Consider the following 16,122-nt stretch of genomic DNA (forward strand, 5'->3'; position numbering starts at 1 on the left):
TTGTGCCGCGACGTGCTCGAAGCGGACGTCGCCGCGCACGGCCCGTACTACGGCATCGTCTGCAGCGCGGGCGTGACGCGCGACGCCGCGTTTCCGGCGCTCACCGAGGAAGACTGGGACATCGTGATCGAGACCGGGCTCGATGCGTTCTACAACGTCGTGCATCCGCTCACGATGCCGATGGTGCGCGCGCGCAAGGGCGGGCGCATCGTCACGATCGCGTCGGTGTCGGGCGTGATGGGCAATCGCGGCCAGGTCAACTACAGCGCGGCGAAGGCGGGGCTGATCGGCGCGACCAAGGCGCTCGCGGTCGAACTCGCCTCGCGCAACATCACCGTGAACTGCGTCGCGCCGGGTCTCGTCGAGACCGGCATGCTCGAACAGGTGACGCTCGAACACGCGCTGAAGACCGTGCCGATGAACCGCGTCGGCCAGCCGGCCGAAGTGGCGTCGGTGGTGAGCTTTCTGATGTCGGATGGCGCGTCGTACGTGACGCGCCAGGTGATCGGCGTGAACGGCGGGATGGTCTGATGAAGCGCGTCGTCATTACCGGCATGGGCGGCGTGAGCGCGTTCGGCGATAGCTGGGACGCGATCGAGGCGCGCCTGAAAAGCGGCGAGAACGCGGTGCGCCGCATTGCCGAGTGGGATTACTTCGAATCGCTGCATACGCGGCTTGCGTGTCCGCTGCCGGGGTTCGCGATGCCCGCGCATTATCCGCGCAAGAAGGTGCGCTCGATGGGGCCGGTCTCGCTGTACTCGGTGCGCGCGAGCGAACTCGCGCTCGCCGATGCGGGCCTGGCCGGCGACGCGAGCATTGCCGACGGCCGCATGGGTGTCGCCTACGGCTCGTCGTCGGGCTCGGTGCAGCCGATTCGCGCGTTCGGCACGATGCTCGAAACCGGCTCGATGAGCAACGTCACGTCGAACAGCTACGTGCAGATGATGCCGCACACGACGGCCGTCAACGTGAGCCTGTTCTGGGACCTCAAGGGCCGCATCATCCCGACTTCGTGCGCGTGTGCCTCGGGCAGCCAGGCGATCGGCTATGCCTACGAGGCGATCCAGTCGGGCAAGCAGACGCTGATGCTCGCGGGCGGCGCGGAAGAGCTGTCGGGCCCGGCGGTCGCGGTATTCGACACGCTCTATGCGACCAGCACGCGCAACGACGAGCCGCGGCTGACGCCGCGCCCGTTCGATGCCGCGCGCGACGGTCTGGTGGTCGGCGAGGGCGCGGCCACGCTGGTGCTCGAAGAGTACGAACATGCGCGAGCGCGCGGCGCGCGGATTCATGCGGAAGTGGTCGGCTTCGGCTGCAATTCGGACGGCGCGCACATGACGCAGCCGACCGCCGAAACGATGACGCTCGCCATGCAGCTCGCGCTGCGGGACGCGCGGCTTGCGCCCGAAGCGATTGCCTATGTGAACGCGCACGGCACCTCGACCGATCGCGGCGACGTCGCCGAGAGTCATGCGACCGCGCGGACCTTCGGCGCGCGCATGCCGATCAGTTCGCTGAAGAGCTACGTCGGCCACACGCTCGGCGCATGCGGCGCGCTCGAAGCGTGGTGGACCATCGAGATGATGAAGCGCAACTGGTACGCGCCGACGCTGAATCTCGACACCGTCGATCCGGCCTGCGCGGCGCTCGATTACATCGTCGGCGGCGCGCGCGAGATCGATGCCGAGTACGTGATGAGCAACAACTTCGCGTTCGGCGGCATCAACACGTCGCTGATTTTCCGGCGCGTTCGATGAGCGGCGCGCTGCAACGCGTGGTCGTGACCGGCATGGGCATCGTGTCGTGTCTCGGCAATACGCTCGACGACGTATCCGACGCCTTGCGCGCGGGGCGTTCGCACATCACGCGGGTCGAGGCATGGCGCGAGCGCGGGTTGGCGTCGCAGGTCGCGGGCGTCGCGTCGGTGGCGCACGAAGCGCCGTTCGAGCGCAAGCTCGAACGCTTCATGGGCGACACCGCGCGCTTTGCCTGCCATGCGGCGCAGCGCGCCATCGACGACGCGGGGCTCGCGCGCGAGGCGCTGCATTCGCCGTACGCGGGCGCGGTGATCGGCTCGGGCGTCGGCGCGCTGGTGAGCTACGACGCGGCGCTGGCGATTGCGCACGCGCGCGGCGTCGACAAGGTGCCGCCGTACACGGTGCCGCAGGCGATGAGCAGCACCGCGTCGGCCAACGTTGCGCAGATGTTCGGGCTCGAAGGCGTCGGCTACTCGCCGTCGTCGGCCTGCACGACCTCGGCGCTCGCGATCGGCCAGGCGATGCAGCTGATCCAGACCGGCCGCCAGCAGATCGTGCTCGCAGGCGGCAGCGAGGCGCTGCACGACAACGTGACCTTGCTGTTCGACGCGATGGGCGCGTTGTCGCGCCGCTTCAACGACACGCCGCACAGCGCCTCGCGTCCGTACGACACGCAGCGCGACGGTTTCGTGATCGCGTCGGGCGGCGGCGTGCTCGTGCTCGAAGCGCTCGATCACGCGCTCGCGCGCGGCGCGCGCATCCACGCGGAGCTGACCGGCTTCGGCGATTGCACCGATCGCGCCGGCATGGTCGCGCCGCGCGCGGCCGGCATCGCGCGCGCGATGCGCGGCGCGCTTGCCGAAGCGGGGTGTCGTCCCGATTACGTGAATACGCACGCGCCGTCGACGCCGCTCGGCGACGTCGAGGAACTGCATGCGTTGCGCGACGTGTTCGGCGCAACGAAAGAAGGCGTGCCCGCGTTTTCGTCGACGAAGGGCATGACTGGGCATTCGCTCGGCGCATGCGGTGCGCACGAAGCGATCTACACGCTGTTGATGATGCGCGATGGTTTTATCGCGGGAACGGCGGCCATCGATACGCCGGAGTCGGAAGCGGCGGGCATGCCGCTCGTGCGCGAGGCGCGCGCTGCACGCATCGGCAGCGCGATGTCGGTGTCATTCGGGTTCGGCGGCAGTTGCGCGAGCCTGATGTTCGAAGCGTGGCGAGGTGCTTGAGCCGGGTTCGCCGGCTCGCCACGGCAACTGGCCGCGTAATAGTGAAAGTGAAGCGTGAAGCGCGCAAAAACGCGTAGAGCGCGCAAAGCGGCCGCAAATAAGCGTAAAGGGAGAGGATAAGAATGAAAAGGTTTTGCGGGGTTGGCGCGATGCTGGTGGTGGCGTTGACGCAGGCCGGCTGCGCGACGCAGGTGATGTCGCTGCCGTTCGCGGCGGCCGGTGGCGAGTCGCGTGGCGAAGTGCCGGTGTATTTCGGCGACCAGGATCATCGTCCGGTGAAGACGCATCTCGGCGACGTGTCGTACTCGGTGCGGATCGCGCGCAAGGTGGCGGACCCGAACGAAGCGTGTCATCTCGCGCTGGCCGAAGCGGTCGGCAAGCTGCGCGCGGCGGCGCGCGAGCGTCATGCGAATGCGGTGATCGACGTGTCGACGCGCTTTCACAGCACCGAAACGAGTTCGTCGAGCAGCTTCATGTGCGGCGTGAGTCCGAGCGCGGCCGCGCTGGCGGTGCGCGGGCAACTGGTCGTGCTGGACGCGGGTTGAGCGTGAATTAGCCGTGGCTTAGGCGTGGCTTGAGCACGGATCGGGCACGGATCGAGTGCGCCTTGAACCTCGGGCGCGCAGCCACAGTCCGTTCGCAACGAAGCGTCACACGGCGCCTCGCGCAACGGGAAACCGTGTCAATCGGTGTCGGACGCGGTCTTGACCGCCGCGACATTGACGAGCGTTTCGCGGCGCTTGCCGGGCTGCGGCCGATAAAGACCGAGCCGTTCGAGCAGGCCGAAGTCTTTCGCGCGGCTCCACCACAGGTAGGGCAGCGACACGTTGCGCGGGCCGAAGCGGAAGCCGGCCTCGCGGATCATGTCGAGATAGCCGTCGGCGCTCTTCTGCACCTGCATCGGATGACGAAACAGCAGCCGGATCACCCACGACTTGATGTACGCATCGGTCGATTCGGCAAACAGCAGCACGCCGTCCGGCTTCAGCACGCGGCGGAATTCGGCGAGCGCGCGGTCCTGTTCGACGAGATGATGGAAGGTTTGATGGCAGAACACGAGGTCGGCGCTCGCATCGGGCAGCGGCAGTTGCGCGCAGTCGCCATGCAGCAGTTCGATGTCGGCGACGGTCTCGCGGCAGGCCTGCGCGGCCTGCTCGGCGAGCATCAGCGAAGGCGCATGGTAATCGACGCCGACGATGCGGCGCGGCTTGAACGCGTTGGCGAGCAGACGGAAAGAGACACCTTGCCCGCAGCCCGCATCGACAATGACGGGCGCGGCGGGCAGCGGTGTATCGATCAGGCGCGCGAGGTCGTCGATCGCCACCCGCAGCACGTGATGTTCCCACGTGTGGGTGCGCAGGAACCAGATTCCGAAGGCCGTTTCCGGCACAAAGGGCACGTTGGATATTTCGGATGACGACACGATGCACTCCCCGGCGAAACAGTGTTCTTACAGTGTTCTTGCTGTCTGAAACCGGATTGTAACGAGAAGTCCATGTATCGCGCGATGCCGCGCGCAGCATGCAAACCCCGCGTGCGTCGCACGCATGCACACCGTTGGAGCAGAGATTTGAAGATCGATTCATCAAAGCGGACCGCCGTCGACGTGGCGATCATCGGCGCGGGTCCGGCGGGCGCGGTGGCCGCCGCACTGTTGCGCAAGGCCGGCCGTTCGGTGCTCGTGCTCGAGCGCCAGCATTTTCCGCGCTTCTCGATCGGTGAGAGCCTGCTGCCGCAGAGCATGGCGTATCTCGAAGAGGCCGGCATGCTGCAGGCCGTCGTCGAGGCGGGCTTCCAGCACAAGAACGGCGCGTATTTCGTCTATCGCGACCAGCGCTCGTCGTTCGACTTTCGCGACAAGCATTCGGCGGGCTGGGGCACCACGTATCAGGTCGAACGCGCGCAGTTCGACGACGTGCTGATTCGCTGCGCGGCCGCGCAGGGCGCCGAGGTGCGTTTCGGCCACACGGTGTGCGCGCTGCAAACGGGCGACGCGCCGGTGCTCGACGTGGTCGACGAAAGCGAGACCGCGTATCGGGTCGAGGCGCGCTTCGTGCTCGATGCGAGCGGCTTCGGGCGTGTGCTGCCACGTCTGCTGAATCTGGAAGCGCCGACACGCATGCCGACGCGCGCGGCGCTCTTCACACACGTGCGCGACGGTCTCGCGCTTGACGCGAGCGATCGCAACAAGATCTGCATCGCGACGCATCCCGAGCGCCGCGACGTGTGGTTCTGGATGATTCCGCTCGCGGGCGGCCGCTCGTCGGTGGGCTGTGTGGCCGAGGCGAGCTTTCTCGACATGCCGGAAGCGCAGCGCGAAGCGGCCTTGCGCAAGTTGATCCAGCAGGAGCCGACGCTGAACCGCCTGATCGGCACGGCGCCGTTCCTGATGCCGGTGCGGCAGATCGGCGGCTACGCGGCCAACGTCGAGCGTCTGCATGGGCCCGGCTATGCGTTGCTCGGCAATGCGGGCGAATTTCTCGACCCGGTGTTTTCGTCGGGTGTGACGATCGCGCTGCGCTCGGCGCATCTCGCGGCGCGCGCGCTGAACCGGCAACTCGACGGCGAGACGATCGACTGGGCCGCCGATTACGACGTACCCTTGCGCCGCGGCATCGATACGTTCCGTGCGTTTGTCGAGCGCTGGTACACGGGCGAGTTGCAGGACATCATCTACTACCCGGAGCAGACGCCGTCGATTCGCCGCATGATCTGCGCGGTGCTCGCGGGCTATGCGTGGGACGAGTCGAATCCGTATGTGGCCGAGCCGGTGAGGCGGCTCAATGCGCTGCACGAGGTGTGCAAGGCGGGTTGAGCGCGTGTGAGAGGGCGCAGGAAGGTGTGCGAAGGTGCCGCCAAGGTATTAAAAAAGCGGTGCTTCGTGATTATTCGAAGCGCCGCTTTGCCTTGGGCGTAACGACTGTCCTCAGGCCGCGATCTGCGCGCGTCCCGGCACGCGCTGCCGCGCAGCGTCGCGAGCATGCACGCGCTGGCCGGCCGCATACGTTTCGTACACCGCGCGATCGTCGCCGAGCAGCGCGAACGCGAACAGCAGTTCTTCGAGCGATTCGCGCCGCGCCGTGCGGCGCGCGAGCAGCGGCGTCGCCTGCGGATCGAGCACGACGAAGTCCGCTTCGGTGTGCGGGCGCAGCGTGCCGACCTTGTCCGCGAGATCGAGCGCTTCGGCCGCGCCGGCGGTCGCCAGATAGAACATGCGCGTCGCCGTCAGATGATGGCCGCCGAGGCGCGCTACCTTGTGCGCTTCGTTCATCGTTTGCAGCATCGAGAACGACGTGCCGCCGCCGACGTCGGTGGCGAGCGCGATCGGCATGCCGGCCGCGTCGGCCTTGTCGAAATCGAACAGGCCGCTGCCGAGGAACAGGTTCGAGGTCGGGCAGTGCGAGGCGAGCGCGCCGGTCTGCGCCATGCGCCGGCGGTCTTCCTCGTCGAGGTGGATGCAATGGCCGTACACCGCGCGGCGGCGCAGCAGGCCGTAGTGATCGTAGATGTCGAGATAGCTGCGGTGGCCGGGGAACAGATCGGCCACCCACTTCACTTCGTCGGTGTTTTCGGCGACGTGGCTCTGGATGAAGAGGTCCGGATGCTGTTGCGCGAGCGCGCCGCAGGCTTCGAGCTGCGCTTCGGTCGAGGTCGGCGCGAAGCGTGGCGTGAGCGCGTACATCTGCCGGCCGCGATTGTGCCAGCGGCCGATCAGCTCGGCGCTGTCGTCGTAGCCCGATTGCGCGGTGTCGCGCAGAAACTCGGGGCAGTTGCGGTCCATCAGCACCTTGCCCGCGACCATGCGCAGATTGCGTGCCTCGCTCGCGGCAAAGAGCGCCTCGGCCGACTGTTTGTGGACCGTGCAGTAGACGAGCGCGGTGGTCGTGCCGCACGCGAGCAGTTCGTCGACGAAAAAGTTCGCGGTGTCATTTGCGTAGGTTGGGTCGGCGAAGCGGCGCTCGGTCGGGAACGTGTACGTGTCGAGCCACGGCAGCAATCCCGGCGCCGGCGACGCGATCATGTCGGTCTGCGGATAGTGGATGTGCGTGTCGATGAAGCCCGGCACGATCAGCTTGTCGCGCCGGTCTACGAGCTGGGTGCCGGGCGCGAGCCGCGCGGCGAGCGTCGCGTACGCATCGGCCGCGACGACGCGGCCGTCTTCGACGATCAGCAGGCCGTCTTCGTGGAAGACCGCCGCGTTCGGCGAGTGCGCGGGATCGCCGGTGAAGGTCAGCAGTTGCGCGCGGAATGCCGTTTGCGCGGCGGGCGTGGTGTGAGCCGATGCAGTCATGGAAAAGCTGTCTCCGAATGTTGAAATCTGGGCGAAAAATGGCGTGGCGGCGCTTGCGTTCGCGCGGGTTCTTCTGCGCGAGCGCAACCGATACCGCCGGCTAGCGCCTTCGCTCGGCGCTTCCGGCTAAAGCTCCCGGTTAAAGCCGCTGGTTAAAGCCCCGGTTAAATAAGGCCGCGTCAGTGCGGACCGTTCTCTTGCCAGTGCGCGTCGAGCTTCGCGATCAGCGCGTGGCGTTCCTCGGGCGTCACGAACGACGCCTCGAAGCCGTTGCGGATGATCGTGTAGACCTCGGCGGCATCGAGCTTCAGCGCGTCGATCGCCGCGAGGTAGTTCGCGTTCACGTAGCCGCCGAAGTAGGCCGGGTCGTCGGAATTGACGGTCACCGCGACGCCGCGCTCGAGCAGGTCCTTCAGCGTGTGTTGGGTCATATCGTCGAACACGCACAGCTTGAGGTTCGACAGCGGGCACACGGTCAGCGCGACGCGCGTGTCGGCCAGCCGCGTGACGAGCGCCGGGTCTTCGATGCTGCGCACGCCGTGATCGACGCGATCCACCTTCAGCACGTCGAGCGCTTCGTAGACGTACGAGGGCGGCCCCTCCTCGCCCGCATGCGCGACGAGCTTCAGGCCGAGCGAGCGCGCCTTCGCGAACACGCGCTCGAACTTCGAGGGCGGATGGCCGCGCTCCGACGAATCGAGCCCGACGCCGATCAGCCGATGCCGGTACTGCTCGAAGAGCGGCCGCGCTTCGTCGAAGGTGGCGAGCGCGTCTTCCTCGGACAGATGGCGCAGGAAGCACAGGATCAGCTTGCTCGACATGCCGCGTTTTTCAGCGTCGGCCAGCGCGCGCTCGATGCCGGCCACCACCGTGGCGATCGGCACGCCGCGTTCGGTGTGTGTCTGCGGATCGAAGAAGATTTCGCTGTGGATCACGTTGTCGGCGAGGCAGCGCTCGACGTAGGCCATCGTCATGTCGTAGAAGTCCTGCTCGTGCAGCAGCACGCTCGCGCCCGCGTAGTAGATGTCGAGGAACGATTGCAGATCGGTGAACGCGTAGGCGGCGCGCAAGGCTTCCACCGATTCATAGGCGAGCTTCACGCCGTTGCGTTGCGCGAGCGCGAAGATCAGCTCGGGTTCGAGCGAGCCTTCGATGTGAATGTGCAGCTCGGCCTTCGGGGCGCGCGCGGTTTTGTCGGCGAGTGAAAGCGGGGTAGCGGTGGTGGTGTTCATCGTGGTTTGGAATGGTGTGTTGGATAACTATCGGTATGCACGGCATGCGTGATCGGCGCGGTGCGCGGCCCGCGGATCACACCGCCTGCGACGCGCGGCGCGCGCCCGCGTTCGCCTCGACGGCCTGCAGAACCTGCGCGGCCGCCGAGATCGCGATGATCTCGGGCGACTTGTCGACGATGCCGTCGACGCCGAGCGGGCACTTCATGCGTGCGATCCATGCCGGATCGATGCCGCGCGCCGCGAGCCGGTGCTCGAACTGCTTGCGCTTGCTGTGCGAGCCGATCATGCCGAAGAACGCGAAGTCGCCGCGCCGCAGGATGCGCTCGGCCAGCTCGAGGTCGAGCGCGTGGTTGTGCGTCATCACGACGAAGTACGTGTTCGGCGCGGCCTGGTCGATCGCTTCGTCGGGCGCGTCGTTCGCGTCGATCGTCACGTTCGGCGCGTGCAGCGTGTCGAGCGCGGGAAACTGCGCGTCGCGCTCGTCGACCCAGCGCACCGTGCACGGCAGCGTCGCGAGCACGCGCACGAGCGCCGCGCCGACGTGACCGGCGCCGAACAGCACGACCGCGAATTCGCCGGGGGCGATCGTTTCGGTCAAGAGCGCGCTGCTATCGTCGAAACCGGCGCCGTCCCACAGCAGACAATCGGCCGTGTCGATGCCGGGCTCGGGATCGGACAGCATGACCGCGGTGGGCGCGGGGCCGAATGATACGCTACGCACGGTCGATTGACCGGCCGCGAGCCGCTTCACGAGCGAGGTGATCCAGCCGAGATCGCCGACGTCGAGCCGCTCGAACGAGAGAATCACGGCGCCGCCGCAGCACTGGCCGAGGCTCGGCCCCAGCGCGAAGCGTTCGAGCCGGCGCGTATGCGGTGCGCGCATGCCGTCGCGCAGCACCTGGCGCGCGGTCTCGATCGCCTTCCATTCGAGATGCCCGCCGCCGATCGTATGTTTGGCCACCTCGCGCGTGACGATCATCTTCGTGCCGGCCTCGCGCGGCGCCGAACCTTCGGCACGCGCGACCGTGACGAGCACGGCGGCGTCGCCGTGGGCGAGCAGGTGTTGCAGGTCAGTGAGCCAGGTTTGCATCCGGCGGTTCTCCGTGCGAAGCCGCGCAAGATGCCGGCGCGGCGGGTGGCGTAGGGTGGTCGGCGCTGACGGGCGGCGTCGCGTGGGTTGCGGCCTGTGTTGTCGCGCAGGTTGCGGCATCGGTTGCCGCGCAGGTTACCGTACGTGCCGCCGTCGGTTCGGACGGGTTGGCGCTTTGCAACGCGTCCAGCGCATCGAGTATCGCCTCGGGCGTGGCCGGCGCGCGCAATGGCGGCGCCTCGCGCGCGGCCGGCGCCGCGGCCGCGATCGCGTCGCGAAGCGCGAGGAACACTGAGAACGGCAGCAGCAGCGGCGGTTCGCCGACCGCCTTCGAGCGGAACACGGTCGGCTCCGCGTTGCTGTTCTCGTAGAGCCGCACATGGAACGCGGCGGGTGTGTCGCTGACCGCCGGAATCTTGTACGTGGACGGCGCGTGCGTCATCAGACGGCCCTCGCGGTTCCACCACAATTCCTCGCTCGTGAGCCAGCCCATGCCCTGGATGAAGCCGCCCTCGACCTGGCCGAGATCGATCGCCGGGTTGATCGACTGGCCAGCGTCGTGCAGCACGTCCGCGCGCACGAGCTTCCATTCGCCGGTCAGCGTATCGATCACGACTTCCGACACCGCCGCGCCATACGCGAAGTAGTAGAACGGATGGCCGGTCAGCGTCTGCGCATCCCAATGCACCTTCGGCGTCGAGTAGAAACCGTCGGACCACAGCTGCACGCGCGCGAGATAGGCGGCATTGACGAGCTGTTCGAACGGCAGTGTGCCGCCGTTCGCGGCTACCTTGCCGTGTGCGAACCGCACGTCGTTGGCGTCGCCGCCGAGCCGTTGCGCCGCGAGTTCGGCGAGGCGCGCGCGGATCGTTCGCGCGGCGGCTTCCGCGGCCTTGCCGTTCAGATCGCTGCCGGTCGATGCGGCCGTCGCCGACGTATTCGCGACCTTCGACGTATCGGTGGCCGTCACGCGCACGCGCGCGAGCGGCAAGCCGAACTGGTTCGCGACCACCTGCGCGACCTTCGTGTTGAGCCCCTGGCCCATCTCGGTGCCGCCATGATTGACGAGTACGGAGCCGTCCTTGTAGACGTGCACGAGCGCGCCGGCCTGGTTCAGGAACGGCACGTTGAACGAGATGCCGAACTTGACCGGCGAAAACGCGAGGCCGCGCTTGAGCACGGGGCTGGTCGCGTTGAATGCGGCGAGCGCCGCGCGGCGTGCGCGATAGCCGCTCGAAGCGAGCAGCGCGTCGGTGAGCGGCGCGATGATGTTGTCCTCGACACGCTGCCCGTACGGCGTCGTATCGCGCTCGCCGATGCCGTAGTAATTCGCGAGCCGCACGTCGAGCGGATCGAGCCGCAGCTCGCGCGCGATGTCGTCGAGCAGCACTTCCATCACGAGCGCGCCCTGCGGTCCGCCGAAGCCGCGAAACGCAGTGTTCGATTGCGTATTCGTCTTGCAGCAGAGCGCGACGATATCGACGTCGGAGAGGTAGTACGCGTTGTCGAAGTGGCACACCGCGCGCGTCGCGACCGCGCCCGAGAGATCGGCCGAATAGCCCGCGCGCAACGCGATTTCGACGCGCACGCCGAGCAGGCGACCGCGGTCGTCGAAACCCGCTGCGTATTCGTAGATCGCGTCGTGGCGCTTGCCGGTGATCATGAAGTCGTCGTCGCGATCGGCGCGCAGCTTGACCGGCCGGCGCAGGTGCCGTGCCGCGAGCGCGGCCACGCAGGCGAACAGCGCCGACTGCGATTCCTTGCCGCCGAAGCCGCCGCCCATGCGCCGGCATTCGCAGACGACGTTGTGCGCGGGCCAGCCGAGCATATGCGCGACGACCTGCTGCATTTCGCTCGGATGCTGCGTCGAGCTATAGACGAGCATGCCGTCCATTTCCTTCGGCACCGCGTAGGCGATCTGGCCTTCGAGATAGAACTGCTCCTGGCCGCCGACTTCGAAGCGGCCTTCGAGCCGATGCGGCGCGGCGGCTATTTTCGCGTCGGGCTCGCCGCGCCGCAGATGCAGCGGCGGCAGCACGAACTGCCGCGCGGCTTTCGCTTCGGCGGCGGTGAGGAGCGCGTCGAGCGGTTCGTAGCGCAGCACGTCGTCGCTTTTCGCGAGCGCGGCGGCGCGGCGCGCGAGTTCATGCGTCTCGGCGATCACCGCGAAGACCGGCTGGCCGAGATAGAGCACCTCGCCGTCGGCGAAAATCGGGTCGTCGTGCAGCACCGGGCCGCAATTGTTTTCACCGGGGATATCGGCGGAGCTCAGCACGGCGAGCACGCCGGGCGCGTTGCGCACCGCGTCGAGGTCCATCGAGACGATGCGCGCATGCGCGTGGCGCGACAGGCCGAGCGCCGCGTGCAGCGTGCCGTGCAATTTGGCGATGTCGTCGGTGTAGGTGGCTTCGCCGCTGACGTGCAGCGCGGCGGATTCGTGCGGCAGCGGGGCGCCGATCGAGGCGTCGGTCGTTGCGTCGTTCGTGACGTTGCTCGATGCGGTGGCGCGTTGCCCGGCGTGCTGGCCCGCGTGTTCGACAAAGACATCGGTACGGTTCATCGCGGCGCCTCCTTGGCGAGCGGCGCGGCAGGCGTGTTTGCTGCGTGCGTCGTATTCGCTGCGTCCGTTGCATCCGACGCTTCCGCTTCGAAGGCGAACGCGTTCACGTCGCACAGCGCGAGCGGCGCGTCGTCGCGTGTTTCGAGGTAAAAGCGCCACAGCAGATTGCGCGCGACCTTGAGCCGGTACGCGCTCGATGCGCGCATGTCGGTGAGCGGCTGGTAATCGGCGGCGAGCGCGTCCATCGCGCGGCGCACGGTCGCTTCGTTCCATGCCGCGCCGTCGAGCACCGCTTCGGTTTGCGTGGCCCGCTTCGGCGTGGCTGCCATGCCGCCGAACGCGATGCGGGCCGCGCGGAGGGTGCCGGGCGTTTCCTCGCGGGTTGCGCCGTGAGTTTCGTCGAGCATTTCAGCGTGGGCCGCAGCGCGCATTTCACCGCGAGGCTCGCCGCTTCCGCCGATGCGCAACGCGAACGCCCCACACACCGCCGAGATGTCCTGGTCGTAACGCTTCGACACCTTGTAGGTGCGAAAACGCAGATTGCCGACCGGACGCGGCACGCGCAGCGCCATCACGAATTCGCCGGCCGCGAGCGCGGTCTTCTGATAGCCGAGGTAGAACGCGTCGAGAGGCAGCGTGCGGGTCGTGCGCGCGCGGCGCAGCACGACCTCGGCGCCGAGCGCGAGCAGCGCGGGCATCGAGTCGCCGATCGGCGAGCCGTTCGCGACGTTGCCGCCGAGCGTGCCCGCATTGCGGATCGGCCGCGAGGCGAAGCGCGTCCACAGCTCGGCGAGTTCGGGGTAGTCGACGGCGAGCGCCGCGAACGCGTCTTCGAGCGTGACGGCCGCGCCGATCGTCAGCGTCTGCGCATCGCGCTCGATCGTCTTCAGTTCGGCGACGTTGCCCGTGTACAGCAGGTCACCGAGGTCGCGGAACTGCTTGGTGACCCACAGGCCGACGTCGGTACTGCCGGCGACGATGCTCGCGTCGCCGTGTTGCGCGCGCAGCGCCGCGAAGGCGTCGAGCGTGACGGGCGCATAGAAAGTGGGGGAGCCGAACACGGCGCCGCGCGCGTCGGGGGCGCGGTATTCGAAGGTGTCGTCGCGTTGCAGCGTGCGCAGCGTGGCCGCGATGGCCTCGCGATCGAGCGCGACGCGCGGATACCGAGCGTAGTCGAACATCCTCTGCGTGGCCTCGACGATCGGCCGGTAGCCGGTGCAGCGGCACAGATTGCCGGACAGCGCGGCGTTGATTTCGTCGCGGGTCGGCAAGCCGGCGCTCGCGGGCTGGTTTTCGTAGAGCGCCCACATCGACATCACGAAGCCGGGCGTGCAGAAACCGCATTGCGAGCCGTGGCAGTCCACCATTGCCTGCTGCGCCGGATGCAGCGCGCCGTTCGCGGCGCGCAGGTCTTCGACGGTGAAGAGGGCGCGGCCGTCGAGCGTCGGCAGGAACTGGATGCAGGCGTTGACCGCTTTCAGCGCGAGGCCGCCGTGTGAGCCGTGTGCGTCGAGTTCGCCGGTCACGACCGTGCAGGCGCCGCAATCGCCTTCGGCGCAGCCTTCCTTGGTGCCGGTGCAGCGCAGGTCCTCGCGCAGGTGCTGAAGCACGGTGCGCGTCGCCGGGACGCCCGCGATCTCGCGGACGAACCCCTGGTGATAGAAACGGATGGTTTGCGTTGTCATGGCGAATCGAAAGACAGTGCGGACCGGGCGCGCGTTACGCATGGGGTCGCCGAAGCCGGCCTCGCGCACGTAGATCGCCATCCATACCCGAAGATAGCACTACCTCGTTCCGAAAATATTTCCCGGTTCGCATGAAGCTTATTCGGCGGCGGTCATGACCTTTGTACGATTCGCGCGGGGGCGGGAAGTTGCGTGGGGGCTTGATGCGGGCGACGGTGCGTGGTGCGCCCGGACCGTGCAGTTGCGGCGGCGCGCTTGTGGAGCCGAGGCGGCGCGCAGGCGGGGAATGGCGGGGAATGACGGGAAGCGGCGAAGAACAGCGCGATTTTCGGCGCAGAAGTGCAGAAGCCGGTGGCGACAGGGCTGTTAGCGGGACCGCGAAGCCCAGCCGCGTCCAACCCCGTCAACCGGACCCGCCCCGCCCGACCAATCCATTCAGCTGATGCGGCGGCGATTCCGGACCAGGCTCGACACGAGCACGAGAAACGCGACGACGAACCCGACCAGCGACCACATCGGCAGCGTGAGGCCGAGAATCGGCGGATAGGCGGTTTCGCACAGGCCCGCGACCTTGAACACGCCCGGCAGCCAGTGCGCGGGCGGCAGGCTGTCCACGACCGGCTGCAGCGCGTCGAAGCCGCAGCTGAAGCCCGGATTCGCCTGCACGTACACGTGCCGCACCGCGGTGACGATGCCGCCCAGCGCCGACAGCGCCGCGAGCACTTCGAGCAGACGCACGCCGCGCCAGTTGTTGAAGCGCGCGCCGAGGAACGCGAAGATCGCGATCAGCAGGAAGAAGTAACGCTGGATGATGCACAACGGGCACGGGTCTTCGTGCAGGAAAAACTGCAGGTACAACGCACCGCCCACGAGGGCGACGCAGATCAGGCCAAGCAGAACCAGCAGGGAGCGCTCGCGGCGCAGCATCGCGGAGTCGTTGTTCATGGATCGTCGGGTTGTCTGAAAACGGAAAGGACGGGTGCCCGCGATTCTAGCGCGAACCCCTGTTATGTCGCTGATGTGCCGCTGATTGCGCCGTGATGCGCGCGACCGCGCGGCGAACCGCACTGCGGCGTGCCAATCGCCTGCGCCTCGCGAGCCGCGTCGTGTGCAGGGCATCGCCGCGCGTCTCGCGAGTCGCGCCGCACCCGGCAAATTGCCGCAGGTCTCGCAAACCGCGCGACGCTCAGCGAATCCGCCGAATCCGCCGCGCTCCGCGCTACCCCGCGCTCAGCGAATCGCGTTCAGCACCGCCTCGGCCGCGCGGCCGATCGCGAGCAGCGCGTCGTCGGCGTGCGGCGCGCCCGCCAGCATCAGACCGACCGGCGCGTCGCCGCGCAGATGGCACGGCAGCGACAGCGCGCAGCTATCGAGGAAGTTGAACGCGCTCGGATTGCGCAGGATCAGCGCGTTGGTGCGGGTGAACGTGTCGTCGTCGTGGAGCAGGTCGGCGAGGCGCGGCGGCACGACCGGCACGGTCGGTGCCACGACCGCGTCGCAGTGCTGCCAGAGCGTGCGTGCGGCTTCGTCGAGCATGGCGGCGCGCTCGGCGAGCAGGTCCAGATAGTCGGTGGCGCGGGCCGATTGCCCCTTCATGATGCGCGCGAGCACGCGCGGATCGTACTGCTCGCGGTGCTTGTCGAGCAGCGGACGGTGCCACGCATAGGCCTCGATCGACGCAAAGCTGAAGCGGTTGATCTCGGGCAGGCGCTCGAGCGGCGCGAAACGCACCTCGCTGACGATCGCCCCGGCCGCTTCGAGGTGCTTGAGCGCGGTGTCGAGCGCGCGCGCGACCTCGGGCTCGACGCCGTCGGTGACGAAGTGGGTCAGCACGCCGAGGCGCACGCCTTCGAGCGGCCGCGCGGCCGGAATGCGCGGTTCGAGCCCGGCGAGGATCCGGTCGACCAGTGCGCAGCAGGCGACCGAGACGCCGATCGGCCCGAACGAATCGAGCGTCGACGAGAGCGGCACGCCGCCCTGCTTCGGGATGCGCGCGGCGGTCGGCTTGAAGCCGGTCAGGCCGCACAGCGCGGCCGGAATGCGGATCGAGCCGCCGGTGTCGGTGCCGAGCGCGATCGCGGCCATGCCGTCGGCGACCGAGGCCGCCGCGCCCGACGACGAGCCGCCCGAAATCCGCTCGTCGCCTTTCACGCCGCGCCGGTACGGCGAGAGCGGATGGCCGTAGTGCGGGTTCAGGCCGAGTCCGGAAAACGCGAACTCGCTCATGTTGGTGCGCCCGACGAGCACGGCGCCAGCCCGCTTCAGACGG

Annotated in this window: 13 protein-coding genes; 5 read left to right on the plus strand and 8 right to left on the minus strand. The window is 68.1% G+C overall.

Annotation, left to right across the window (positions count from 1 at the left end; genetic code table 11):
* From fabG to GXB81_RS27720, 4 genes are all read left to right on the plus strand, one after another.
* The coding region (gene fabG / locus GXB81_RS27705) for a 3-oxoacyl-ACP reductase FabG (RefSeq protein WP_205990864.1) at positions 1–531 on the plus strand (531 nt) is incomplete at its 5' end.
* On the plus strand, positions 531–1,757 hold the full coding sequence (locus GXB81_RS27710) for a beta-ketoacyl-ACP synthase (RefSeq protein WP_167046793.1): 1,227 nt from the start codon (positions 531–533) through the stop codon (positions 1,755–1,757). The genes fabG and GXB81_RS27710, both read left to right, overlap by 1 nt.
* Positions 1,754–2,992, plus strand: a complete 1,239-nt coding sequence (locus GXB81_RS27715; RefSeq protein ID WP_205990865.1) for a beta-ketoacyl synthase N-terminal-like domain-containing protein — start codon at positions 1,754–1,756, stop codon at positions 2,990–2,992. The genes GXB81_RS27710 and GXB81_RS27715 overlap by 4 nt, the downstream gene beginning before the upstream one ends.
* Positions 2,993–3,114: 122 nt before the next feature.
* The gene (locus GXB81_RS27720; RefSeq protein WP_167046799.1) at positions 3,115–3,537 is read left to right on the plus strand and encodes a signal peptidase; all 423 of its coding nucleotides are present in this window, start codon (positions 3,115–3,117) and stop codon (positions 3,535–3,537) included.
* Between the two features lie 137 nt (positions 3,538–3,674).
* Here GXB81_RS27720 and GXB81_RS27725 read toward each other — a convergent pair whose 3' ends face one another.
* Complete coding sequence (locus GXB81_RS27725; protein ID WP_205990866.1) at positions 3,675–4,415, minus strand: class I SAM-dependent methyltransferase; 741 nt, start codon at positions 4,413–4,415, stop codon at positions 3,675–3,677.
* 147 nt (positions 4,416–4,562) lie between these two features.
* Between GXB81_RS27725 and GXB81_RS27730 the strand changes: the two genes are divergently transcribed.
* Positions 4,563–5,807 carry an NAD(P)/FAD-dependent oxidoreductase gene (locus GXB81_RS27730; RefSeq protein WP_205990867.1) on the plus strand — a complete coding sequence of 415 codons (1,245 nt, stop codon included), beginning with the start codon at positions 4,563–4,565 and terminating at the stop codon, positions 5,805–5,807.
* 111 nt (positions 5,808–5,918) lie between these two features.
* Here GXB81_RS27730 and guaD read toward each other — a convergent pair whose 3' ends face one another.
* The 7 genes from guaD to GXB81_RS27765 all read right to left on the minus strand — a co-directional run.
* Entirely contained in the window at positions 5,919–7,283 is a 1,365-nt protein-coding gene (guaD, locus tag GXB81_RS27735) for a guanine deaminase (protein WP_205990868.1), read from the minus strand.
* A 179-nt stretch (positions 7,284–7,462) separates the two neighbouring features.
* A complete protein-coding gene (locus tag GXB81_RS27740) occupies positions 7,463–8,515 on the minus strand; it encodes an adenosine deaminase (RefSeq protein WP_205990869.1) in 1,053 nt (350 codons plus the stop codon).
* Between the two features lie 76 nt (positions 8,516–8,591).
* Positions 8,592–9,608 (minus strand): xanthine dehydrogenase accessory protein XdhC, encoded by a 1,017-nt coding sequence (xdhC, locus tag GXB81_RS27745; protein WP_205990870.1) that lies wholly within the window; start codon positions 9,606–9,608, stop codon positions 8,592–8,594.
* Positions 9,589–12,168, minus strand: coding sequence for a xanthine dehydrogenase molybdopterin binding subunit (xdhB, locus tag GXB81_RS27750; RefSeq protein ID WP_205990871.1), 2,580 nt, complete (start codon positions 12,166–12,168; stop codon positions 9,589–9,591). Before xdhB ends, xdhC begins: the two co-directional genes overlap by 20 nt.
* A complete protein-coding gene (xdhA, locus tag GXB81_RS27755) occupies positions 12,165–13,853 on the minus strand; it encodes a xanthine dehydrogenase small subunit (protein ID WP_205990872.1) in 1,689 nt (562 codons plus the stop codon). Before xdhA ends, xdhB begins: the two co-directional genes overlap by 4 nt.
* 435 nt (positions 13,854–14,288) lie before the next feature.
* A complete protein-coding gene (locus GXB81_RS27760; protein ID WP_167046821.1) occupies positions 14,289–14,798 on the minus strand; it encodes a disulfide bond formation protein B in 510 nt (169 codons plus the stop codon).
* Positions 14,799–15,083: 285 nt separating this feature from the next.
* Positions 15,084–16,122: amidase (locus GXB81_RS27765; RefSeq protein WP_205990873.1), on the minus strand; the 1,039-nt coding region annotated here is incomplete at its 5' end.

Origin of the sequence: Paraburkholderia sp. Ac-20336 (assembly GCF_017105025.1) — a bacterium.
GTDB lineage: Bacteria > Pseudomonadota > Gammaproteobacteria > Burkholderiales > Burkholderiaceae > Paraburkholderia.